A 21,306-nucleotide genomic window follows, 5' to 3' on the forward strand; every position below is an offset into this window, starting at 1 on the left:
GCATGATCTCCAGGCGCGGAGCCCTGATCGCGGGCGGAACCGGAGCGGCTGTGGTCGCGGGCGGCGGTGTCGCCGCGTACAAGGTCGCCACCGGGGACAAGCCCGAACCGCCGTCGCCGGCCTCGGTCAATGCCGACGGCAAGCTGCTTTGGCGAAACTGGTCGGGCGTGCAGCACGCCTATCCCGCCGCCCGCCTGGCCCCCAAGGACGAGGGCGAGCTGGCCACGGCCCTGAAGGTCGCCCAGGCCCCGATCCGGCCCGTTGGCGCAGGCCACTCCTTCACCGCGCTCGCCCCCACCAGCGGGACCTTAGTGTCGCTGGACGCGATGTCCGGCATCGTTGGCTGGGAAGGCGACGAGGCGATCATCCGCACCGGCACCCGGTTGGGCGCGCTCGGCCCGCTGCTTGCTGAGAAGGGCCGGGCGCTGCCGAACCTGCCCGACATCAACAAGCAGTCGCTGGGCGGCGCCCTGGGCACCGCCACCCACGGCACGGGCCAGAAAATCATGGCCATGCACGGCGACGTCACAGGCCTGAGACTTGTGACGCCCTCGGGCAAGGTCATCGACGCCGACGCGACCAAGAACCCCGAGGTCTTCCAGGCCGCTCGCGTCTCGCTGGGCTCGCTGGGCGTGATCAGCCAGGTGCGGATGCGCACCAGCGCCAACCGCCGCCTGCGCCGCAAGGTCTGGCTGGAGCCGTTCGATGAGGCCCTGGCCAACGCCGAGGCCCGCTGGGCTCAGCACCGCAATTTCGAGTTCTACGCCGTGCCGTTCACGGGGCTGGCGGCCAATATCAGCCACGACGAGACCGACGATCCGGCCCTGGACCGGGGTCCCGACCAGGACACCGAGTTCCTGCTGGCGCTGCGGGGCCTGCGCAACCTGCTGGGCTTCGCGACGCCGCTGCGCAAGGCCGCGGCCAAGGCGCTGCTGTCGACCGCCAAGCCCGAGACCGCCGTCGACGAGGGCTGGAAGCTGCTGTCGACCGAACGGCCGGTGCGCTTCAACGAGATGGAGTTCCACCTGCCGGTCGAGAACCAGCTCAAGGCCCTGCAGGAGGTTGTCGCGACCATCGAGAAGGAGCGTCCCGACGTCTTCTTCCCGATCGAGGTGCGGCGCATCGCGGCCGACGATGCCTGGCTGTCGCCGTTCCAGGGCGGGGTGCGCGGCTCGGTGGCGGTGCACGCCTACTACCGCGACGACTTTACGTTCCTGTACGAGCTGATCGAGCCGATCTTCCGCCGCTATGACGGCCGGCCGCACTGGGGCAAGCTGCACACGCTGAACGGCGGCCAGCTGGCGGCGATCTATCCACGCTGGAAGGACTTCCTGGCCGTGCGCCAGGAACTGGATCCGGAGGGCCGGATGCTGAACCCGTATTTGAAGGGGCTGTTTGGCCTAACCTGATCGGTTAGGCCGCAGCGCCCAGATATTCGGTGACGCGGGCTTCCAGCTCGGTGACCAGGGCCTTGCCCACCGGATGGGTGTCGACCTTGATGTCGTCGCGGACGCAGGCCTTGATCGCGTCGATGTGAGCGTCGACCAGGAACATCGGCGCCGACAGGCGGGTGTCCGGATCGTCGATCAGCTTGCACAGCGAGGCCGACAGGCGCGTGATCAGCGGGAACTCGTAGGTCGCGCCGAGGCCCTTGAGGTCGTGAGCGCGAAGATACAGCGTCTCGACCGTCTGGGCGTTGAGGCCCTCGGTGCGAACGCCCAGACGAGCGGCTTCCAGCTTGGTGATTTCGTCGTTCAGCCATTGGGCGAAGTTGCCCGACAGGCTCTTCAGAGCGGCCTCGGCTTTGGCGATGGCAGCCATGTCGATGCCGCCACGCCCGCCCACCTTGAGCTTGAGCATATTCGGCACCTGAATGACTTCAGCGGTCTTGTTCGTCACGGAGCGCCTCCCCAGTGGCGGATAGTTGAGTACCGCTAACATAGCAGGCGTTAACATTGGATGAGACCGTCGTTTCCCGCGACCCAACGTCTCAGGGGGCGGGCGAGATCTTCAGATCAGGCCGAGAACTGTTCGGCCAACACTCTCTCTTCCAGGCTGCGGCCGGCGTCGAACAGCATGGACAGCGAGGTGCCGCGATCCTCGGAGATGTGGACCTCGATCACGTCGCGGACCTCGAAATTGTCCGCCACCGCACTAACCGGACGCTTGTCGGCCTCAAGGATCTCGAAGGTCACACGGGACGACTGCGGCAGCAGGGCGCCCCGCCAACGGCGGGGGCGGAAAGCGGAAATGGGCGTCAGGGCCAGCACCTGGCCGTCGATCGGGATGATCGGGCCGTGGGCGGACAGGTTGTAGGCCGTCGAGCCGGCCGGGGTGGCCAGCAGGGCGCCGTCGCAGACCAGCTCGCCCATCCGCACCTTGCCGTCGATCGAGATGCGCAGCTTGGCGGTCTGGCGGGTCTGGCGCAGCAGCGAGACCTCGTTAATCGCCAGGGCCCGATGCTGGGTGCGGCGCGAATCGATGGCGACCATGGCCAGCGGATGGATGACGGCGCGCTCGGCGGCGTTGATCCGCTCCAGGAGGTCGTCCTCGCTGTACTCGTTCATCAGGAAGCCGACCGAGCCGCGGTTCATGCCGTAGATCGGCGTCTGGGTGGCGATCGCCTCGTGCAGGGTTTCCAGCATGAAACCGTCGCCGCCCAGGGCCACGATGACCTGGGCGTTCTCGTCGCCGACATCGCCATAACGGGCGGTCAGGCGTTCACGCGCTTCGATGGCCTCGGGCCGGTCGCTGGCCTTGAACGCCAAGCGAGTCACGATCGGTTGCGGCTGGTACATGCGGCCAAGTGGCGGGAACGCCGCCGCCTTGTCAAACCACAGATCAGGCCTGGCCGACGGCCTGACGGAAGGCCATGCCGGCGATGTCCGGCGTGAAGGGGCCGAAGGCGCTGGCGGCGCGTCGCACGCCCTCGTCACCGCCGCCAGGACGGCCGCCGTTCAGCTGGCGGACGTGCTCCAGGATGGTCGGGAAGACGCTGCGGTCGATGCCCACGGCCGAGCAGGCCAGGGCCAGCAGTTCGGGGCGGCCGCTGTCGATGGCGCGGCGGATCTGGGCGGATTCGAACTTGCCCAGGCGCGCCAGGGCCATGACGAACAGCTGCAGCCGGCCTTCACGCAGCACGCGCAATAGGTAGCCGGGGCGCAGCTGGCCGGCGGAGTCGAGCTTCTCGATCAACGAGCGCTCCATCTCCTCGCGGTCCTCGTCCTGTTCGACCGGGCCGACCTCGTCATCGTTCTCGCCACGATGTGCGGCGCGCAGGGCGTCGTTGACCGCCGCCTGCATCTTGGCCGGATCCAGGTGGAAGCGAGTCGCCAGCGCGTCGCGCAGCGCGCGGCCGACCAGCAGATAGAGCTGCTCGGCCAGGTCGCTGGACAGCCTGGGATGGCGCGCCAGGGGCGAGCGCAGGGCGACGACCTCGCGCGAGCGGCTCACCAGACGGCCCATGGCGTCGGGCGAGATTTCGGCGGTCTCGTTGGAGGCCAGGGCGGTCAGCACGGCCGGCTCGTCGCGGCTGATGATCGCCTCGACCACGGCGCCGGGCAGGCGCGGGCGGCGGGCGATCTCGATCTGGTGTTCCAGGGTCGCCTGGACCAGCAGGCGGATCAGGTCGTGATCCTGCAGCACCGGGCTGCGAGCGATGATCGGCCGGGCGATGTCGATCTCGTCCAGCGCCATGATGTTGATCAGGGCCGAGGGCGCCCAGTCGGCGTCGGCCAGGCGTTCGGACAGGCGATGGCGAATGTCGCGCTCGGCCTCGACCACCAGGGTCATGAAGATCGAGTTCAGCAGGGCCTGGATGTCGGGGTGGGTCGGCTCGCCACGCGCCTGGCCGGCCTCGCACAGGTCGATGATCCCCGTGAGCAGACGTTCACGGTCTCCGGCCTCGCGACTGCGAGCCAGCTTCATGAGCGATGCGATTTCGACGGCTTGGATGGCCCGCCTCCTTCGAATCCGGAAGACCGGATGAGGATGACCTTGCCGTCCCCAAATGAAAACATGCTTAAACGGAACAAAGACGCCGACGCAGCGTATCGCGTCGAGATGTCGCAAGCTTGAGCGGAGGCGCGTGTGGCCCAAGATCTGATTTTGGCCCTGGACCAGGGCACGACCAGCACCCGGGCCATCCTGTTCGACCGCGCCGGCCAGCCGTTGGCCGAGGCTACGCGGCCGCTGCGCCAGAGCTATCCGAACGACGGCTGGGTCGAGCACGACGCCGAGGAGATCTACGCCGCCTGCGTGGCGGTGCTGCGTGAAGCTTCGGAGAAGTCGGGCCGCGCCGAGCACATCGCCGCCATCGGCATCACCAATCAGCGCGAGACGGTGGTGATCTGGGACCGCAAGACCGGCCGCCCGATCCATCCGGCCGTCGTCTGGCAGGACCGCCGCACCGCCGAGGTCTGCGCCAAGCTCAAGGACGAGGGTCACGAGCCGCGCGTCACCGAGGTCACGGGCCTGCTGCTGGATCCGTACTTCTCGGGCACCAAGATCGCCTGGATCCTCGACAAGGTCCCCGGTGCGCGGGCTCGGGCCGAGGCGGGCGAGCTGTTGTGCGGCACCATGGACACCTGGGTCATCTGGAAGCTGACGGGGGGCGGGGTGCATGCCACCGACGCCACCAACGCCTCGCGGACCCTGCTGTTCGACATCGCCGGGCAGGACTGGTCGGCGGAGATGCTCGAGCTCTTCAACGTGCCGGCGGCGCTGCTGCCCAAGGTGCTGGATTGTGTCGACGACTACGGCGCGTCGAAGGTCGAGGTGCTGGGTCGCGAGGTCCCGATCCGAGGTGTGGCCGGCGACCAGCAGGCGGCGCTGATGGGGCAGGGGTGCGTGGCGCCCGGCCAGATGAAGGCCACCTACGGCACCGGCTGCTTCATGCTGATCAACACGGGCGAGGACCGTCCGATCTCGCGCTCGCGGCTGCTGACCACGGTGGCGGCGCGGGTGAACGGCAAGACGACCTATGCTCTGGAAGGCTCGATCTTCGTGGCCGGGGCGGCGATCCAGTGGCTGGGCGAGGGGCTGGGCATCACCGGCGGGCCGCGCGCGGCGGAGGCTCTGGCCCGCGCCGCCAAGGCCGACCACGGCGTTGTCGTGGTGCCGGCCTTCACGGGCCTGGGCGCGCCCTGGTGGGACGCCAATGCGCGCGGCGGCATCTTCGGCCTGACCCGCGACGCCGGCCTGCCCGAGATCGCGGCCGCCACCTTCGACAGCTGCGCCCTGCAGAGCCGCGACCTGATCGAGGCCATGCGGGCAGACGCGCCCACCGCGTTCGGCGAAGCGGCGCAGCTGCGCATCGACGGCGGCATGTCCAAGAGCGTCTGGTTCTCCCAGCGCCTGGCCGACCTGACCGGCATCTCGGTGCGGCGAGCCAGCTACCAGGAGATGACGGCGCTGGGCGCGGCCTTGTTCGCAGGGGTCGGGGCGGGGCTCTACGCCTCAGTCGAGGAGGCGGCTGAAGTCAGTCCCGCCGCCGAAACCCTGACACCCTCGATCAAGGATCACGAGCGCGAGGCGGCCTACGCCCGCTGGGTGGACGCGGTGCCCCGTATACGACTTTAGTCGTACTGCGGATTGCAGCGACAACGCTGTCTCCGCATAAAGGTCAGACCAATCAAGAAGCGGAACTCATCATGACAACCCGCCGCGCCGTGCTGGGCGCTGGAGCCGCCCTGTTGGCCTCGAGCCAGGCCTTCGCCGTTCCGACGGCCTATCCCAAGATCGGCCGAATCCGCCGCCTGTCGCCGGAACTGGACGCGATCATCGACGCCAATGCCCCGATTGAGCAGATCGCCGACGGCATCACCTGGGCCGAGGGGCCGACGTGGGTCTGGGAAGGCAAGTACCTGCTGTTCTCGGACGTGCCCGGCAATGTCATGCACCGCTGGGACGCCAAGGGCGGCAAGACCGATTTCCTGCGGCCCTCGGGCTATGACGGCTCGCCGACCAAGATCTTCCGCGAGGCCGGCACCAACGGCGCGATCATCAGCCTGGCCGGCGAGCTGCTGGCCGCCGACTGCGGCAATCGCGGCATCGCCAAGATCGACCTGGCGACCAAGAAGAAGACGATCCTGGCCGGGACCTACAAGGGCAAGAAGTTCAACAGCCCCAACGACCTGGTCGAGGTCCGCGACGGACCACTGCGGGGCTCGCTGTACTTCACCGATCCGCCCTATGGCCTGGAAGGCGGCGACGCCTCGCCGGCCAAGGAGCTGCCGTTCAACGGCGTCTATCTGCTGCGGCCCAATGGCGAGGTGGCGCTGGTCGACGACAAGCTGACCTTCCCGAACGGCGTCGGCCTGTCGCCGGACGGCAAGCGGCTGTACGTCGCCATCTCGGATCCGAAGCGGCCAGTGATCATGGCCTATGACCTGGGCGCGGACGGCCTGCCGACCTCGTCCAAGGTGTTTTTCGACGCGACCGAGCTGAAGGCCGCCGGCGGTCCCGGTTTGCCCGACGGCATGAAGGTCGACGCCAAGGGGCGGCTGTTCGCCAGCGGGCCGGGCGGCATCCTGATCCTGACGCCGGAGGCCAAGCTGCTGGGCGTGATCGAGACCGGCGGGCCCGCCGCCAACTGCACGTTCGGCGAGGACGGCAAGACGCTGTTCATCACCTCCAACCACGTCGTGGCGAAGGTGCGCACCAAGACCTCCGGACTAGCCTGGTAAGGGGAGAAGCATCATGGACGAGATCAGCAAGCGGACATTCCTGGCGGCTGGTCTCGCCGCCGCTCTGCCTCTGGGCGCGAAAGCCGCCGAGCCCGGGCGCAAGCTGGGCTACGCGATCCTAGGGCTGGGCTACTACGCCACCCGGATCATCATGCCGCGCTTCGCCGAGTGCGAGCACTCCAAGCTCGTGGCCCTGGTCAGCGGCACGCCCGAAAAGCTGAAGACCTTCGGCGAGCAGTACGGCATCCCGGAAAGCCACCGCTACAGTTACGAGACCTTCGACAAGATCATCGACAATCCCGACGTCGACATCGTCTACATCATCACGCCCAACAGCCTGCACCGCACCTTCACCGAGCGGGCGGCCAAGGCCGGCAAGCACGTGATGTGCGAGAAGCCGATGGCCAATACGGTCGCCGACTGCGAGGCGATGATCGCCGCCTGCAATAAGGCCGGCCGCAAGCTGATGATCGGCTATCGCAGCCGCTTCCAGGCCCACAACATCGAAGCCATCAAGCTGATCCGCGACGGCGCGCTGGGTCCGGTGCGGACCGTGGTGGCCGACCACGGCTTCACGATCGGCGATCCCAAGCAGTGGCGGCTGAACAAGGCCCTGGCCGGCGGCGGCAGCCTGATGGACATCGGCATCTACAGCCTGAACGCCGCTCGCTACCTGACCGGCGAGGAGCCGATTGCGGTCAACGCGGTGGAGTCCACCGACCGTAGCGACATCCGCTTCAAGGAGGTCGAGGATGTCATCAGCTTCCAGCTGAAGTTCCCCTCGGGCGCGACGGCCAACTGCTATTCCGCCTACAGCGCCAACTTCAATCGTTATCGGGTGACGGGGCCCAAGGGCTTCGTCGATTGCGAGCCGGCCACCAGCTATGAGGGCCAGTCGATGCGCGCCCGGTTCAGCGGTCAGAACGGCCAGCGCGAGCCGGCCCCGCAACCCAAGAGCCAGTTCTCGGCCCAGCTGGACCACCTGTCGGAATGCATCCTCCAGAACCGCGAGCCGATCGTGTCGGGCGAGGAGGGGCTGAAGGACCTGCGGGTGATCGAGGCCATCTACCGCGCCGCCCGCGAAGGCCGGACGGTGAAGCTGTGAGGGCTCTGGTCCTGGCCTTGGCGCTGCTGGCGCCTGGCCTGGCTCATGCCCAGCAGCAGATCCCGCTGTGGCCCAAGGGCGCGCCGGGCTTCGAGAGCCGCAAGGACATGTCCGAGATCCCCGGCGACTATTGGCTCAGGAGCATCAACAACCCGTCGGTCACCGTCTATCTGCCGCCCAAGGACATCGCCACCGGCGCGGCCCTGGTCGTGCTGCCGGGCGGTGGTCACCGGATCCTGGTCATTCGCTCGGAAGGCACGGACGTCGCCAAGGTCCTGAACCCGGCCGGCGTGGCGGTCTTCATCATCAAGTATCGGCTCTTCCGTGAGGAGGGCTCGCCCTACACGATCGAGCACACCCGCCAGGACGCGGTGCGCGGCGTGCGGTGGGTTCGCAGCCACGCCGCCGAGTATGGGATCGACCCCAAACGCATAGGCCTGATGGGCTTCTCGGCCGGCGGCGAGACGGCGAATCTCGAGGTCTACCAGGGCGCGTTGGCCAGCGACCCGAAGGTCGACGCCATCGACCAGGTCAGCGCGCGGCCGGACTTCCAGGTGCTGGTCTATCCGGGACCCTTGGGCGTACCCGACAAGGTACCGGCCGATACGCCGCCCGCCTTCATGGTCGCGGCCAATGACGACGAGTGCTGCTCGGCGCCGCTGGTCGACCTGCTGCCCAAGTTCCGCGCCGCCAAGGTGCCGGTTGAGCTGCACCTGTTCCAGGCCGGCGGCCACGCCTTCAACATGGGCCTGCGCAAGGAGCAGGCCTCGTTCAAGCACTGGCCGAACCTGCTGGTCGACTGGCTGAACGACAACGGCTGGATGAAGCCCCGCTAGGGTTAGGGGTTCTCGTCCAAGTACGCCTTCACTCGCTCGAACAGCGCCTCGAACATCGGCGTCGTCAGGCGGCCGGTGTTCGTGTTCAGCCGCGAGCAGTGATAGCTGTTGAAGATCCGATAGGGGCCGGCCTGGAACTCCGAGCCGTGGCCGGGGATGCCCGCCGAGGCCTTCAGGCCCAGGGTCTTCAGGACGTTGCGTCGCGAGACGTCGCCCAGGGTGACGATGACTTTCAGGTTCGGGAACATATCCAGCCGCGCTTTCAGGAACGGCCGGCAGTTGTTCTCTTCCGAGGTCTCGGGCTTGTTGCCGGGCGGGGCGCAGCGGACGGCGTTGGTCACCGCCGCGCCGACCAGCTTCAGGCTGTCATCGGGCCGCGCCTCGAACTTGCCGGTGGCGAAGCCGTACTTGATCAGGGTCTCGTAGAGCAGGGTGCCGGCATAGTCGCCGGTGAACGGCCGGCCGGTGCGGTTGGCGCCCTTGCGGCCGGGCGCCAGACCGGCGACCAGCAGACGGGCGTCCTTGTCGCCAAACGACGGGGCGGGGCCGTTGAACCAGTCCGGATAGAGATCCTGGTTCTCGCGGCGATAGGCCACCAGGCGCGGACAAAGCGGGCAGTCGCGCGGCGGCTCGGCGGGGTTGGGGACCACTTCGCCGACGATGTTGGAATGTTGCTGCATCTCAGTACTCGTCGTCGGCTTCGCGTTCGGCCGGGGTGCGGGTGTCCGAGGCCGGGCGCGGCTGGATCCGCTGCGGGCGGCCGATGATGTTGCCCAGGTCGTTGAGGTCGACGAAGTTGTCGGCCTGACGGCGCAGGTCGTCGCTGGTCATCGGCGGCTGGCTCTTCATGGTCGAGACCACGGTGACGCGGCGGCCCTTGCGCTGCACGGCCTCGACCAGGGCGCGGAAATCGCCGTCGCCGGAGAACAGGACGAGGTGGTCGGCCGTTTCAGCCATCTGCAGCATGTCGACGGCGATCTCGATGTCCATGTCGCCACGCCAGCGCTTGCGACCCTGGCTGTCGGTGAACTCGCGGGCCGGCTTGGTCACCAGGGTGAAGCCGTTGTAGTCCAGCCAGTCGACCAGCGGGCGGATCGGCGAATAGTCGTCGTTCTCGGCGATCGCGGTATAGTAGTAGGCTCGGATCAGGACGCCGCGCTTTTTGAACTCGTCGAGCAGCTTGCGGTAGTCGATGTCGAAGCCCAGGGCCTTGGCGGCGGAGTAGAGATTGGCCCCGTCGATGAACAGGGCCAGTCGGTCGGTAGGATAGAAGGTCACGGTAATCCCTTGAAAAATCAGGTCTCTAGAAATGACTTGGACGAGGCCGTGATCGTGGCGCTCGGGTGCAATCTGCCGGGAGCCTATACGAGTCGCGAGGCCTTGTTGGAAGCCGCCCTGGAGGCTCTGCCGGGCGAGGGGCTGGCGCTGGTGGCGCGCTCGACCTGGTGGGCCTCGGCGGCCTGGCCCGATCCCACGGGGCCGGAATACCGCAACGGCGTGGCCGTCGTCCGCACCGAACTCGATCCGTTCGAGACCCTGGCGGCCCTGCACCGGATCGAAGAGAGCTTCGGGCGGGCGAGGGGGGAGGCCAACGCCGCTCGCACCCTAGATCTCGACCTGATCGCCCATGGTCGCACGGTGCTGGAAGACGACGTCTGGGTGCCGCATCCCAGGGCCCATGAGCGCTTGTTTGTGATGGGGCCGCTGGCCGAGCTGGCCTCGGCCTGGATCCATCCGGTCAATGGCGAGCCGGCCTTCCGCTTGGCCGCCAACGCCACGGTGGGGCGCGACGCGCGCTCCATTGCCAAAGTTTAATCCCCGATCGGATCAAGCGGCGCCCATAGTCCGGCCAGATTTCCGCGCCCCCATTTCCTATCAATGGCGTCTCCGCACGCTCATCTGGACCTAGCTCAGCCATGAACCTGACCCGCTCGCTGCTCGCCTGCGCCGCCGCCTGCGCGCTGCTGACCGCCGCTCCCGCCGCCTTCGCTCAAGCCAAAAGCGGCGTCGACCTGACCTCGATCGACAAGACGATCAAGCCGGGCGACGACTTCTGGACCTACGCCAACAACGAATGGATCAAGGCCCACCCGATCCCGGCCGACCGCAGCCGATACGGCATCGGCGCGGTGATGACCGAGGAGGCCAGCAAGCGCACGGTCGACCTGATCCAGGAAGCGGCCAAGGGCGGCAAGGGCGACGGCCAGAAGGTTGGCGACTACTACGCCAGCTTCATGGACGAGGCCGGCATCGAGGCGAAAGGCCTGGCGCCGGCGAAGGCCGATCTCGCCCGTATCGCCGCCATCAAGGACAAGAAGCAGCTGGCCACGGTGCTGGGCGGCAATGTCCGCGCCGATGTCGACGCCCTGAACGCCACCGACTTCTACACCGACAACGTCCTGGGCCTGTGGGTCTCGCCGTCGTTCGACGACACCAGCAAGTACGCGCCGTTCTTGCTGCAGGGCGGCTTGGGCATGCCCGATCGTGAGTACTACCTCTCGGACAAGGCCTCGATGGTCGAGGCGCGGGCCAACTATCTGGCCCATCTCGAGAAGATCCTGGCCCTGGGCGGCGGCGTCGACGCGGCCGGCAAGGCCAAGGCGATCATGGGCCTGGAGACCCAGCTGGCCCGGGCCTCGGCGACCCGCGCCGACAGCGCCGACGTCCAGAAGGCCAATAACAGCTGGACCCCGGCCGACTTCGCCAAGAACGCGCCGGGCCTGGACTGGAGCGCCTTCTTCGCCGCCGCCAAGCTGACCGGCCAGCCGCGTTTCATCGTCTGGCATCCGACCCTGGTCGTCGGTCTGGGCAAGGCCGTGGCCGATGTGCCGCTGGAGACCTGGAAGGCCTATCTGACCTTCCACCTGCTGAACCACAACAGCTACTACCTGCCCAAGGCGTTCGTGGACGAGCGCTTCGCCTTCTACGGCGCGGCGCTGCAAGGCACGCCGGCCATATCGCCGCGCTGGAAGCGGGCGGTGAACGCGACCAACGGCGCGCTCGGCGACGCCGTTGGCAAGCTCTATGCCGACAAGTATTTCTCGGCGGAGTCCAAGGCGGCCGTGACCGCCATGGTCGACAACATGAAGGTCGCCTTCGAAAAGCGCATCGACGGCCTGGACTGGATGGACCCGACCACCAAGGCCGAGGCCCGCAAGAAGGTCGCCGTGCTGAAGGTCGGCGTCGGTTATCCCGACACCTGGCGTGACTATTCCGGCTATTCGGTCGTGCGCGGCGACGCGTTCGGCAACCAGAAGCGCTCGGAAGCCTTCGATTACGCCACCGCCCTGGCCAAGCTGGGCAAGCCGGTCGATCGCGGCGAGTGGGTGATGACCCCGCAGACGGTCAACGCCGTGAACCTGCCGATGCTGAACGGCCTGAACTTCCCGGCCGCCATCCTGGCCCCGCCGAACTTCGACCTGAACAACGACCCGGCCGCCAACTACGGCGCGACCGGCGCCACGATCGGCCACGAGATCAGCCACAGCTTCGACGACCAGGGCGCCCAGTTCGACAGCCAGGGCCGCCTGCGCAACTGGTGGACGCCGACCGACCTGGATCACTTCCAGAAGGCCGGCGCGGCCCTGGCCGACCAGTTCGACACCTATAAGCCGTTCCCGGACCTGGCGGTGAACGGCAAGCTGACGCTCAGCGAGAACATCGCCGACGTCGCCGGCCTGGGCGCGGCGCTGGACGCCTACCACGCCTCTCTGAAGGGTAAGGAAGCTCCGGTGATCGACGGCCTGACCGGCGACCAGCGCTTCTTCCTGGCCTATGCCCAGAGCTGGCTGGGCTATTCGCGCCCGGCGGCCCTGCGCCAGCAGATCATCACCGACGGTCACGCGCCGGACCAGTATCGGGCCTTCACGGTGCGGAACCTGGACGACTGGTACGCGGCCTTTGGCGTGAAGCCGGGGGATTCCATGTATCTGCCGCCCGAGAAGCGTGTGAAGGTCTGGTAGACCCAACGGGGTAGACATTGACTCGCGAAGGGGGCATAAGCGCCCCCTCGCGAAAGCTAGAACATCGTGCGCGGCGTTGCGTGTCGCCGCACGGAAGCCTATTTTGCGATAGCTAACCGCAGCCCGAGGAACTCATGGCCCGCGTCACCGTCGAAGATTGCGTCGAAAAAGTTCCGAACCGCTTCTCGCTCGTCCTGCTGTCGGCGCACCGCGCTCGCGGCATTTCGGCCGGCGCGGCCCTGATGGTCGACCGCGACAACGACAAGAACCCGGTCGTCGCCCTGCGCGAGATCGCCGACGACGTGATCGATCACGAGGCCCTGAAGGAACACCTCATCAGCACGCTGCAGCGCGTCGATGAGCACACCGAGGCCGAGGAAGAGGCCGAGACGCTGGCCCTGCTGGCCGATCCGAGCCACATGCAGATGAGCGAACTGGAACTGGTCCGCGCTCTGCAGAGCGACCGCGACGGCGGTCAGGAGGAGCGGTACTGAGCCCCGAAGGCGCAGACCCTCTGACCCTGGAAGCGGTCGAACCGACCGCTTCACCCCAACGCGCGCCCGATCCAGAATCGGGCGCGTCGTCGTCTGTGGCTCCTGCCACGCCGACTGAAGCGCCGAAGCCTCGGCCGAAATTCCTTCGCCAATACGAACTGATCGAGCGGGTCCATGCCTACGACCCGACGGCCGACGAGGCGCTGCTGAACCGCGCCTATGTCTACGCCATGCGGATGCACGGCTCGCAGACCCGGGCCAGCGGCGACCCGTACTACGCCCACCCGATCGAGGTGGCGGGCATTCTCACCGAGTACCGTCTCGACACCGCGACCATCGTCACGGCCCTGCTGCACGACGTGATCGAGGACACCCCGGTCACCAAGGACGAGATCGCCAAGCTGTTCGGCGACGAGATCGGCGAGCTGGTCGAGGGCGTCACCAAGCTTTCCAAGCTCGAGCTGCAGGCCGAGCACATGCGCCAGGCCGAGAACCTGCGCAAATTCATCCTAGCCATCTCCAAGGACGTCCGCGTTCTGCTGGTGAAGCTGGCCGACCGTCTGCACAACATGCGGACGCTGCACTTCATCAAGAACCAGGCGAAGCGCGAACGGATCGCCCGCGAGACCCGCGACATCTACGCGCCGCTGGCCCGCAACATCGGCTGCCACAAGATCTGCGTGGAGCTGGAGGAGCTGTCCTTCCAGCACACCAATCCGGTCGCCCGTGACGCCATCATCCGCCGTCTCGACACGCTGCGCGAAGAGCAGGGCGGGGCGGTGACCCTGGTCAGCCAGGAGATCGGCGCGCGCCTGGAATCGGCTGGCCTGCCGGCCCGCGTCTTTGGTCGCGAGAAGTCGCCTTATTCGATCTGGCGCAAGCTGCAGCGCAAATCGATCGGCTTCTCGCAGATGGCCGACATCTATGCGTTCCGCGTGATCGTCGACAGCGAGGAAGACTGCTACCGCGCCCTGGGCGTCGTGCACCGGGCCTGGTCCAGCGTGCCCGACCGCTTCAAGGACTACATCTCGACGCCCAAGCGGAACAACTACCGCTCGCTGCACACCACCGTGGTCGGCCCGCGCGGCATGCGCATCGAGATGCAGATCCGCACCGAGAGCATGGACCGCGTCAACGAAGAGGGCGTCGCCGCCCACTTCCGCTACAAGGACGCCTCTTACGGCCTGGACCTGGAAGGCATGGAAGCCGCTGGCGGCCGCGATCCGCTGGCCAACCTGCGCCAGTTGGTCCAGGTGCTGGAGCACGGTGGCGACAGCGAAGAACTGGTCGAGCACGCCAAGCTCGAGATGTTCCTGGACCAGGTGTTCGTCTTCACCCCCAAGGGCAAGCTGGTCAGCCTGCCCCGGGGCGCGATGCCGCTGGACTTCGCCTATGCCGTCCACACCAGCGTCGGCGACACCTGCATCGGCGTGAAGATCAATGGCGAGCTGAAGCCGCTGCGCACCCCGCTGGTCAATGGCGACGTGGTCGAGGTGGTGCGCGGCTCCAAGCCCGTGGTGCCGCCGGACTGGCGCTCGCTGACGGTCACGGGCCGGGCCCGCTCGGCCATCCGCCGCCACATCCGCCAGACCGAGAAGGAAGAGTTCCTGCGCCTGGGCCGGGCTTCCCTGGAACAGGTCTTCGAGCGCGCCAGCAAGAAGCTGAAGGACGTGTCGCTGCGGCCGATCCTGGAGCGCTTCGCCCTGGAGAGCGACGAGGCGCTGTTCGACGCCGTCGGTCGTGGCCGGGTCTCGCCCAGCCAGGTGCTTGAGACGGCCTATCCGGGCATGAAGGACTCCGATCGCGAGGCCGCCACGGCGCGCCGCAAGATCGAGGGCGGCCAGGACGCGACGCTGTACGTGCGTGGCGGCGGCCTGACGCCGGGCGTCTCGCTGCACTTCGCCCATTGCTGCAGTCCGGTGCCGGGCGACCGCATCGTCGGCATCCTGCGCGAAGACGGCGAGGGCCTGGACGTCCACACCATCGACTGCCCGCGCCTGGCCGAGTTCGAGGACCACGAAGAGCTGTGGCGCGACCTGAACTGGACGCCCGAGGCCGAGCGCTCGACCATCTCGCTGACCCGCCTGCACGCCACGATCCAGAACGCCCCGGGCGTGCTGGGCCTGGTCTGCACGATCATCGGCGAGGCCGGCGGCAACATCGTCAATCTGCGCATGCACCACCGGCAGAGCGACTTCTTCGACACCGACATCGACGTCGAGGTCCGCGACGCCAAGCACCTGACCAACATCCAGGCCGCCCTGCGGGCCTGTCCGTCGGTCGAGACCGTGGACCGGACGCGGGGTTAAGCCCCAAGCTGCGCGGTTGATGAATTCTCGTTAAAGGCGCATCGTCCTTCTCCTGCAAGTCAGGGGGCGGCCATGGAAGAAGTGCGCGTCTACTTTGCGACCAATCGCAACTATCAGCCCGAGAACAGCCACCTGGTGTTCGGGGGCGGCATCAATCTGGACGGCGTAGCCGCCTTGCGGTTCGGCCATGTCGACTTTGGCAAGGGCGTCGACAAGCTGCTGGGCGGCGCCACGGTCGAGGTCTACGAGGACGTCGTGGTCGACCCGAATAAGCCGCCTCCCGCTGAGCCGGATCTGGAGCGTGGCGGCGGACGGCTCCTGGAAGGGGTCCGCAAGGCGATGTGCGAGGGTCGCGACACCCTGGTCTTCATCCACGGCTTCAATGTCAGTTTCAACGACGCCATGGAGGCCGGCGCGCGTCTGGCCCGACAGCTGACGGTCACGCCGCTGGACGACCATGGCCGGCCCGAGGCCGAGCCTCGCCTCCTGAATGTGGTCGTGTTCACCTGGCCGTCGGATGGCCAGAAGGTGCCCTGGATGTCGTACTACAGCGACCGCGATGACGCCCTTGCGTCGGGAGCGTCGCTGGCGCGGGCCTATTTCAAGCTGCGCGATTTCCTGACCTGGCTGCAGAAGAAGGACGCCCAACGTCCGGAAGGAACACCGTCGATCCTCTGCGACCGTGACATCCACCTGATGACTCACAGCATGGGCGCCTATGTGCTGCGCCACGGCGTCCAGGCCCTGCTGTCCAAGGAGCGAGAAGGGATCAAGCGGATCTTCGGTCAGATCCTGCTGGCCTCGCCCGACGAGGATGACGACACTTTCGAGCACGACGACAAGCTCAAGCCGCTTCCGGGTCTGGCCAAGCGGGTCACGGTCTACTTCAATCCGAAGGACAAGGCCCTGTGGGTCTCCGACAAGACCAAGACCAACCCCGACCGGCTCGGTACGGATGGACCGCGCTTGATTGATCTGCTGCCCAAGAAGGTGGCGCTGGTCGATTGCCGCCGGGTGGCCGATATCTCTGACCGGCAAGTCCAGCACAGCTACTACACCGACAATCCTGCGGTGGTCAGCGACATCGATCGGACCTTGGCCGGCGCGGATATTGACGACTTCCCGCGCCGCAAATGGGTGCTGGAGCGCCGGGTCTGGCGGATCGAGGTGGCGACGGCCTAGCGCGCCGCCTTGAGGGCCGCCACGGCGTCCAGGCTGCCGGCGGTCATCGGCGAGGGCAGGGCGTCCAGCGCGAACCAGCCCCATTCGTGGATGGCGTGGGCTTCCTGGATGACCGGCTCGCCCTCGAAGCTTTCGACCGCGTAGGTGATGGCCACCCAGTGATAGTCCGGCGCGACCATGTCGGTGACCGCCAAGACGCGGCCGGCCTTGATGGTGATGCCCAGTTCCTCGTTGATCTCGCGTTCGGCGCAGACGTGGGCGGCTTCGCCCCAGTCCAGCTTGCCGCCGGGCACGCCCCAGTGGTCGGCCTCGGGGTTCTTGACCCGCTTGACCAGCAGCAGCCGGCCCTGATCGTCGAGGATGGCCGCGCCGCAGCCGACGCGAGGGCGTTGAATCTCTTCGCTCATGGGCGCGGTTGAGCCCGAAAGCGTCCCGTAAGGCAAGGCGGTGTTTGAAGACTCAGCCTCCTGCTTCTATATCCGTCGCTCATGACCAACGACGACGTCCTCGACGAATTCCGCGCCGCCGGCGCTCTCCGTGAAGGCCACTTCGTGCTGTCTTCCGGCCTGCACAGCCCGGTGTTCCTGCAAAAGAACCTGGTGTTCATGCGCCCCGAGCGGTGCGAGCGCCTGTGCAAGGCCCTGGCGGAAAAGATCATCGCCACGGTGGGCCAGCCCGACGTCGCCGTCTCGCCGGCCGTCGGCGGCATCATCCCGGGCTACGAGACCGCCCGTCACCTGAACGTCGCCTCGATCTATGTCGAGCGCGAGGGCGGCGGCTTCAAGTTCCGTCGCGGCTTCCACCTGGAGCCTGGCCAGAAGGTCGTGATGGTCGAGGACATCGTCACCACCGGCCTGTCGTCGCGCGAATGCATCCAGGCGATCGTGGACGCCGGCGGCGACGTCGTCGCGGCCGCCTGCATCGTCGACCGCTCGGGCGGCAAGGTCGATGTCGGCGTGCCGCTGATCTCGCTGTGCAGCCTGGAAGTGCCGGCCTATCCCGCCGACGCCCTGCCGCCTGAACTGGCCGCGATCCCGATCGAGGATCCCGGCTCCCGTCGTCTGAAGGGCTGAGCCATGCTGCGTCTGGGCGTCAACATCGACCACGTGGCGACGATCCGGAACGCCCGGGGCTCTTCCTATCCCGAGCCGGTCCGGGCCGCCGAGCTGGCCCTGGCCGCCGGGGCCGACGGCATCACGGCGCACCTTCGCGAGGACCGTCGGCACATCAGCGACGCCGACATCGCCGTTCTGACCGACCTGTGCCACAAGCGCGGCAAGCCGCTGAACTTCGAGATGGCGGTGACCGACGAGATGATCGGCATCGCGCTGGGCGCCAAGCCGCACGCCGCCTGCCTGGTCCCTGAGCGCCGGGAAGAGGTCACCACCGAAGGCGGCCTCGACGTGGTCAAGGGGCAGAACCGCATCGCCGACGCCACGAGCCGCCTGCGCACCGTTGGGGCGCGGGTCTCGCTGTTCATCGAGGCCGATCCCGACCAGATCCGCGCCTCGGCCGCCGCCGGCGCCCAGGTCGTCGAGCTGCACACCGGCGCCTATTGCGACGCGGCCCGCGAAGGTCACCTCGAGCGCGCCGAAGCCATCCTCGAGCGCCTCAAGAAGGGCGCGGCCCTGGCCGCCAGCCTTGGCCTGGAGGTCCACGCCGGCCACGGCATCGACTACGCGACGGTGAAGCCGATCGCGGCCATCCCCGAAGTCGCCGAGCTGAACATCGGCCACTTCCTGATCGGCGAGGCGATCTTCGTGGGTCTGCCGCAGGCGATTCAACGGATGCGCGCCCTTATGGACGCGGCGCGCCTGGAGGCCGCGGCGTGATCATCGGGATCGGCTCGGACCTGTGCGACATCCGCCGGATCGAGAAGTCCCTCGAGCGCTTCGGCGACCGGTTCACCAACAAGGTCTTCACCGAGATCGAGCGCAAGCGGTCCGAGCGCAAGCCCGACCGCGCCTCCAGCTACGCCAAGCGGTTCGCGGCCAAAGAAGCCTGCTCCAAGGCCCTGGGCACGGGCCTGAAGCGCGGCGTCCACCTGGCCGGCATGGGCGTCGTCAACCTGCCGTCGGGCAAGCCGACCATGGCCCTGACCGGCGGCGCGCTGGAGCAGCTGAAGTCGATGACCCCGCCGGGCATGGAGGCGGTGATCCACCTGTCCCTGACCGACGATCACCCCTACGCCCAGGCCTTCGTGATCATCGAAGCGCTGCCTAAGGCGTAGGTCGCCCCAACACCGCCTCAAAGCCAAGCTAACGCGCCGCACTTGCCCGGCGGGCTCAGCCCGTCTAGCAAAGCCAAACGGGTTCGCCCGGAAATCATCTTCGAAGAGCTCAGCGCCCGCATGACCGACGCCGCCGACGACCTCACGCCGCCCGAAGAGAAGGGCGTCGTCGCTGAGCTCATCGAGATCATCAAGACCGTCGCTTACGCCCTGGGTATCGCCCTGGTGCTGCGGGTCCTGCTGTTCCAGCCGTTCACGATCCCGTCGGCCTCGATGGAGCCCAACCTCTATCAGGGCGACTACATCATCGTGTCCAAGTTCAGCTACGGCTGGAGCAAGCACTCGATCCCGTTCAGCCCGCCGATCATCAAGGGCCGGATCCTGGGCCATGCGCCCAAGCGCGGCGACATCATCGTCTTCAAGCTGCCGCGCGATAACCGCACCGACTACATCAAGCGCCTGATCGGCATGCCGGGCGACAAGGTCCAGATTCGCGGCGGTCAGGTCTACATCAACGGCAAGGCCCTGCCGCGCAAGGAGCAGGCTCCGGCCCTGGTCGACACCGGCTACGGCTTCACCCAGCAGGTCCAGCGCTTCGCCGAGACCAATCCGGAAGGTCGCGTCTACAACACCCAGGACTTTGGCCCCGACAGCCGTGGCGACAACACGGGCATCTATACGGTCCCGGCCGGCTGCTACTTCTTCATGGGCGACAACCGCGACAACTCGGCCGACAGCCGCTTCGACCCGGGCGTCTCGCCGTACAAGGAAGCCGCCTGCAAGTGGGACTATGAGCTGGACCAGTATATCGGCGACGAGGTCGGCGTCGGCTTTGTTCCGGAAGAGAACCTGGTCGGCCGCGCCCAGATCATCCTGCTGTCGTGGAGCGCCGAGGCCAGCCTGTTCAAGCCGTGGACGTGGTTCCTGAACGCCCGTCCCAGCCGCTTCTTCCACGTGCTGAAGTGATCTCGCAAAATGGATAGACGGGTCGCCGCCGTCGGCGACCTGGAGCGCCGGATCGGCCATCAATTCCAAGATCGCGAACTGCTCGAACGCGCCCTGACGCACGCCAGCGTCGGGGACGGGGCCAAGAAGGTCCGCGACAACGAGGTGCTGGAGTTCATCGGCGACCGCGTCCTGGGCCTGCTGGCCGCCGAGGCCCTGGCCCAGCGGTTCCCCAAGGCCAAGGAAGGCGAGCTGGCCCCGCGCCTGAACGCCATCGTCAGCCGCGAGACCTGCGCCCGTGTGGCCCGCAAGGCCGAGCTGGGCGCGTCCCTGCGCCTGTCGGCCTCGTCCAGCAAGATCGGCGGTCGCGAGACCGACTCGATCCTGGCCGGCGCCACCGAGGCCCTGATGGCCGCCCTCTATCAAGACGGCGGCCTGGACGCCGCCCGCAAGGTCTTCCTTGACCTGTGGAGCGAGGAGTTCGACCGGGCCGGCGAGGGGCGTCCGCGCGATCCCAAGACTGCTCTGCAGGAGTGGGCGCAAGGCAAGGGCCGGCCGCTGCCGACCTATCGCGTCCTGGACCGCACCGGGCCCGACCACGCCCCGGTCTTCACCGTGGAAGCGACGGTCGCCGGCGTCGACCCGGCCATCGCCAAGGGCAAGTCCCGCCAGGAAGCCGAAAAGGCCGCCGCCAAGGCGCTGCTGGAGCGGGAAGGGGCGGGCTAGGTTTCCAAGCGGAACCAAGGCCTTATCCATGCGCTGCTCTTCGGGGTTTTCCAGGAGCTGTTCATGAGCCTTTTGATACGAACGACCACGGGTCTGATGCTGATCGCCACGCTGGGCGGCTGTTCCATGGGCGGCCGGATGAGCGCCGGCGGTCCCAGCAGCGATGAACGGATGTGGGCCACCACCTTCGCGTCCTGTCGCGAGCAGGTCCGGGCCGGCAAGACCGACAACTTCAAGATCTCGTCCGCCTCGCCGGCGGCGCAGGCCACGCCCAGCGGCGACACCGGCCTGCGCCTCAAGCCGCCGTACGACCGCCACAAGGGCAAGCAGCGCCACGCCCGCAATGCCGCCACCGAGGCCGCGACCGAGCGGTGCATGGCCGCTAACGGCTACCAGCCCTGACAGGGCCGCGCGGTCGCCGCTTCACGCGGCGACCGCTGAAGTTCGTGAAAGGGACCGCGGAGCGCCGGGCGTCGCCCGGAAGGGGGATGAGTTGAATACCGTTTCGACGAAGTCCGAACGCTCCGCGTGATCCGTTATCCGGTGAGCCTGCGAGACGCGGGGTCTTAACCCGCTCCCGACCTTTGGCCCCCGACGGGCGGAGGGATTGGCCATCCCATCCGGACCGCATGGGCGATTTCAGCCCGTGCCTGCCGCGTTTTCCGAACCCTCGCCGCCAGAGCTTCGTCCCGATGTTTCAGGGAGCCTGCTGCTGGATCCGTCGCGAAGGCGAGACTTCGAAAAGCCCCGGGAACGCTTCCCGCTCGATCACCCCTGACGGCCGCCCAAGTCGCCGGCCGGACGTCCCTTTCGCGCCGTCAGGTGAGGATG

21 protein-coding genes and 1 pseudogene are annotated in these 21,306 nt (G+C 67.5%); 16 read left to right on the forward strand and 6 right to left on the reverse strand.

Going from position 1 to position 21,306, the window contains the following annotated elements:
* The first annotated feature begins 2 nt into the window (after positions 1–2).
* Positions 3–1,409, forward strand: a complete 1,407-nt coding sequence (locus AC07NF_RS00875) for a D-arabinono-1,4-lactone oxidase (protein ID WP_494632448.1) — start codon at positions 3–5, stop codon at positions 1,407–1,409.
* Positions 1,410–1,413: 4 nt separating this feature from the next.
* Here AC07NF_RS00875 and AC07NF_RS00880 read toward each other — a convergent pair whose 3' ends face one another.
* From AC07NF_RS00880 to AC07NF_RS00890, 3 genes are all read right to left on the reverse strand, one after another.
* Entirely contained in the window at positions 1,414–1,899 is a 486-nt protein-coding gene (locus AC07NF_RS00880) for an Hpt domain-containing protein (RefSeq protein WP_492811563.1), read from the reverse strand.
* Positions 1,900–2,015: 116 nt separating this feature from the next.
* The gene (locus AC07NF_RS00885; RefSeq protein ID WP_492811562.1) at positions 2,016–2,798 is read right to left on the reverse strand and encodes an NAD kinase; all 783 of its coding nucleotides are present in this window, start codon (positions 2,796–2,798) and stop codon (positions 2,016–2,018) included.
* A 43-nt stretch (positions 2,799–2,841) separates the two neighbouring features.
* Positions 2,842–3,927 (reverse strand): DUF2336 domain-containing protein, encoded by a 1,086-nt coding sequence (locus AC07NF_RS00890; RefSeq protein ID WP_492811561.1) that lies wholly within the window; start codon positions 3,925–3,927, stop codon positions 2,842–2,844.
* Between the two features lie 162 nt (positions 3,928–4,089).
* On the opposite strand from AC07NF_RS00890, the gene glpK reads away from it, so the two are divergent.
* The 4 genes and pseudogenes from glpK (at position 4,090) to AC07NF_RS00910 (ending at position 8,627) form a co-directional block, all read left to right on the forward strand.
* Complete coding sequence (glpK, locus tag AC07NF_RS00895) at positions 4,090–5,580, forward strand: glycerol kinase GlpK (RefSeq protein ID WP_494632445.1); 1,491 nt, start codon at positions 4,090–4,092, stop codon at positions 5,578–5,580.
* Positions 5,581–5,651: 71 nt separating this feature from the next.
* Positions 5,652–6,686 (forward strand): SMP-30/gluconolactonase/LRE family protein, encoded by a 1,035-nt coding sequence (locus AC07NF_RS00900; protein WP_494632444.1) that lies wholly within the window; start codon positions 5,652–5,654, stop codon positions 6,684–6,686.
* Positions 6,593–7,791 (forward strand): annotated as a pseudogene (locus AC07NF_RS00905) (Gfo/Idh/MocA family protein). The gene AC07NF_RS00900 and the pseudogene AC07NF_RS00905 overlap by 94 nt, the downstream one beginning before the upstream one ends.
* A complete protein-coding gene (locus AC07NF_RS00910; protein WP_494632443.1) occupies positions 7,788–8,627 on the forward strand; it encodes an alpha/beta hydrolase in 840 nt (279 codons plus the stop codon). The pseudogene AC07NF_RS00905 and the gene AC07NF_RS00910 overlap by 4 nt, the downstream one beginning before the upstream one ends.
* A gap of 2 nt (positions 8,628–8,629) precedes the next feature.
* Here the strand turns inward: AC07NF_RS00910 and AC07NF_RS00915 are convergent, their stop codons facing one another.
* A complete protein-coding gene (locus AC07NF_RS00915) occupies positions 8,630–9,307 on the reverse strand; it encodes a uracil-DNA glycosylase (protein ID WP_454760422.1) in 678 nt (225 codons plus the stop codon).
* 1 nt (position 9,308) lies between these two features.
* Complete coding sequence (locus AC07NF_RS00920; RefSeq protein WP_494632440.1) at positions 9,309–9,905, reverse strand: LabA-like NYN domain-containing protein; 597 nt, start codon at positions 9,903–9,905, stop codon at positions 9,309–9,311.
* Between the two features lie 48 nt (positions 9,906–9,953).
* On the opposite strand from AC07NF_RS00920, the gene folK reads away from it, so the two are divergent.
* The 5 genes from folK to AC07NF_RS00945 all read left to right on the forward strand — a co-directional run bounded on the left by folK (position 9,954) and on the right by AC07NF_RS00945 (position 16,574).
* Positions 9,954–10,442 (forward strand): 2-amino-4-hydroxy-6-hydroxymethyldihydropteridine diphosphokinase, encoded by a 489-nt coding sequence (gene folK / locus AC07NF_RS00925; protein ID WP_494632803.1) that lies wholly within the window; start codon positions 9,954–9,956, stop codon positions 10,440–10,442.
* A gap of 101 nt (positions 10,443–10,543) precedes the next feature.
* Positions 10,544–12,589 carry a M13 family metallopeptidase gene (locus tag AC07NF_RS00930; RefSeq protein WP_494632437.1) on the forward strand — a complete coding sequence of 682 codons (2,046 nt, stop codon included), beginning with the start codon at positions 10,544–10,546 and terminating at the stop codon, positions 12,587–12,589.
* Positions 12,590–12,723: 134 nt separating this feature from the next.
* Positions 12,724–13,083 (forward strand): DNA-directed RNA polymerase subunit omega, encoded by a 360-nt coding sequence (gene rpoZ / locus AC07NF_RS00935; protein ID WP_047413437.1) that lies wholly within the window; start codon positions 12,724–12,726, stop codon positions 13,081–13,083.
* 95 nt (positions 13,084–13,178) lie between these two features.
* Positions 13,179–15,392, forward strand: coding sequence for a RelA/SpoT family protein (locus AC07NF_RS00940; protein ID WP_492811552.1), 2,214 nt, complete (start codon positions 13,179–13,181; stop codon positions 15,390–15,392).
* Between the two features lie 72 nt (positions 15,393–15,464).
* Positions 15,465–16,574: an alpha/beta hydrolase gene (locus AC07NF_RS00945; protein WP_494632435.1), complete on the forward strand. Its 1,110-nt coding sequence runs from the start codon at positions 15,465–15,467 to the stop codon at positions 16,572–16,574.
* On the opposite strand, the gene AC07NF_RS00950 is transcribed toward AC07NF_RS00945, so the two are convergent.
* Entirely contained in the window at positions 16,571–16,981 is a 411-nt protein-coding gene (locus AC07NF_RS00950; RefSeq protein ID WP_494632433.1) for an NUDIX domain-containing protein, read from the reverse strand. The two genes, AC07NF_RS00945 and AC07NF_RS00950, sit on opposite strands and share 4 nt — an antisense overlap.
* 81 nt (positions 16,982–17,062) lie before the next feature.
* Here AC07NF_RS00950 and pyrE point away from each other — a divergent pair, with 81 nt between their 5' ends.
* The 6 genes from pyrE to AC07NF_RS00980 all read left to right on the forward strand — a co-directional run bounded on the left by pyrE (position 17,063) and on the right by AC07NF_RS00980 (position 20,877).
* The gene (pyrE, locus tag AC07NF_RS00955; protein ID WP_492811549.1) at positions 17,063–17,647 is read left to right on the forward strand and encodes an orotate phosphoribosyltransferase; all 585 of its coding nucleotides are present in this window, start codon (positions 17,063–17,065) and stop codon (positions 17,645–17,647) included.
* A 3-nt stretch (positions 17,648–17,650) separates the two neighbouring features.
* Complete coding sequence (locus AC07NF_RS00960; protein WP_494632427.1) at positions 17,651–18,406, forward strand: pyridoxine 5'-phosphate synthase; 756 nt, start codon at positions 17,651–17,653, stop codon at positions 18,404–18,406.
* Complete coding sequence (gene acpS / locus AC07NF_RS00965) at positions 18,403–18,804, forward strand: holo-ACP synthase (protein ID WP_492811546.1); 402 nt, start codon at positions 18,403–18,405, stop codon at positions 18,802–18,804. Before AC07NF_RS00960 ends, acpS begins: the two co-directional genes overlap by 4 nt.
* A gap of 120 nt (positions 18,805–18,924) precedes the next feature.
* Complete coding sequence (gene lepB, locus AC07NF_RS00970; RefSeq protein ID WP_494632421.1) at positions 18,925–19,770, forward strand: signal peptidase I; 846 nt, start codon at positions 18,925–18,927, stop codon at positions 19,768–19,770.
* 9 nt (positions 19,771–19,779) lie between these two features.
* Entirely contained in the window at positions 19,780–20,475 is a 696-nt protein-coding gene (rnc, locus tag AC07NF_RS00975; RefSeq protein WP_492811544.1) for a ribonuclease III, read from the forward strand.
* Positions 20,476–20,538: 63 nt separating this feature from the next.
* Positions 20,539–20,877, forward strand: coding sequence for a hypothetical protein (locus tag AC07NF_RS00980; RefSeq protein WP_492811542.1), 339 nt, complete (start codon positions 20,539–20,541; stop codon positions 20,875–20,877).
* Positions 20,878–21,306 lie beyond the last annotated feature (429 nt).

The sequence above is a fragment of the Caulobacter sp. GW821-FHT10A06 genome, assembly GCF_059415805.1.

Bases quoted from the DNA above. Each gene is read 5' to 3' on its own strand.
- AC07NF_RS00875 (WP_494632448.1), top strand. From the start codon at position 3: ATGATCTCCAGGCGCGGAGCCCTGATCGCGGGCGGAACCGGAGCGGCT.
- AC07NF_RS00885 (WP_492811562.1), bottom strand. From the start codon at position 2,798: ATGTACCAGCCGCAACCGATCGTGACTCGCTTGGCGTTCAAGGCCAGC.
- AC07NF_RS00890 (WP_492811561.1), bottom strand. From the start codon at position 3,927: ATGAAGCTGGCTCGCAGTCGCGAGGCCGGAGACCGTGAACGTCTGCTC.
- AC07NF_RS00900 (WP_494632444.1), top strand. From the start codon at position 5,652: ATGACAACCCGCCGCGCCGTGCTGGGCGCTGGAGCCGCCCTGTTGGCC.
- AC07NF_RS00915 (WP_454760422.1), bottom strand. From the start codon at position 9,307: ATGCAGCAACATTCCAACATCGTCGGCGAAGTGGTCCCCAACCCCGCC.
- AC07NF_RS00930 (WP_494632437.1), top strand. From the start codon at position 10,544: ATGAACCTGACCCGCTCGCTGCTCGCCTGCGCCGCCGCCTGCGCGCTG.
- rpoZ (WP_047413437.1), top strand. From the start codon at position 12,724: ATGGCCCGCGTCACCGTCGAAGATTGCGTCGAAAAAGTTCCGAACCGC.
- AC07NF_RS00945 (WP_494632435.1), top strand. From the start codon at position 15,465: ATGGAAGAAGTGCGCGTCTACTTTGCGACCAATCGCAACTATCAGCCC.
- AC07NF_RS00950 (WP_494632433.1), bottom strand. From the start codon at position 16,981: ATGAGCGAAGAGATTCAACGCCCTCGCGTCGGCTGCGGCGCGGCCATC.
- pyrE (WP_492811549.1), top strand. From the start codon at position 17,063: ATGACCAACGACGACGTCCTCGACGAATTCCGCGCCGCCGGCGCTCTC.
- AC07NF_RS00960 (WP_494632427.1), top strand. From the start codon at position 17,651: ATGCTGCGTCTGGGCGTCAACATCGACCACGTGGCGACGATCCGGAAC.
- lepB (WP_494632421.1), top strand. From the start codon at position 18,925: ATGACCGACGCCGCCGACGACCTCACGCCGCCCGAAGAGAAGGGCGTC.
- rnc (WP_492811544.1), top strand. From the start codon at position 19,780: ATGGATAGACGGGTCGCCGCCGTCGGCGACCTGGAGCGCCGGATCGGC.
- AC07NF_RS00980 (WP_492811542.1), top strand. From the start codon at position 20,539: ATGAGCCTTTTGATACGAACGACCACGGGTCTGATGCTGATCGCCACG.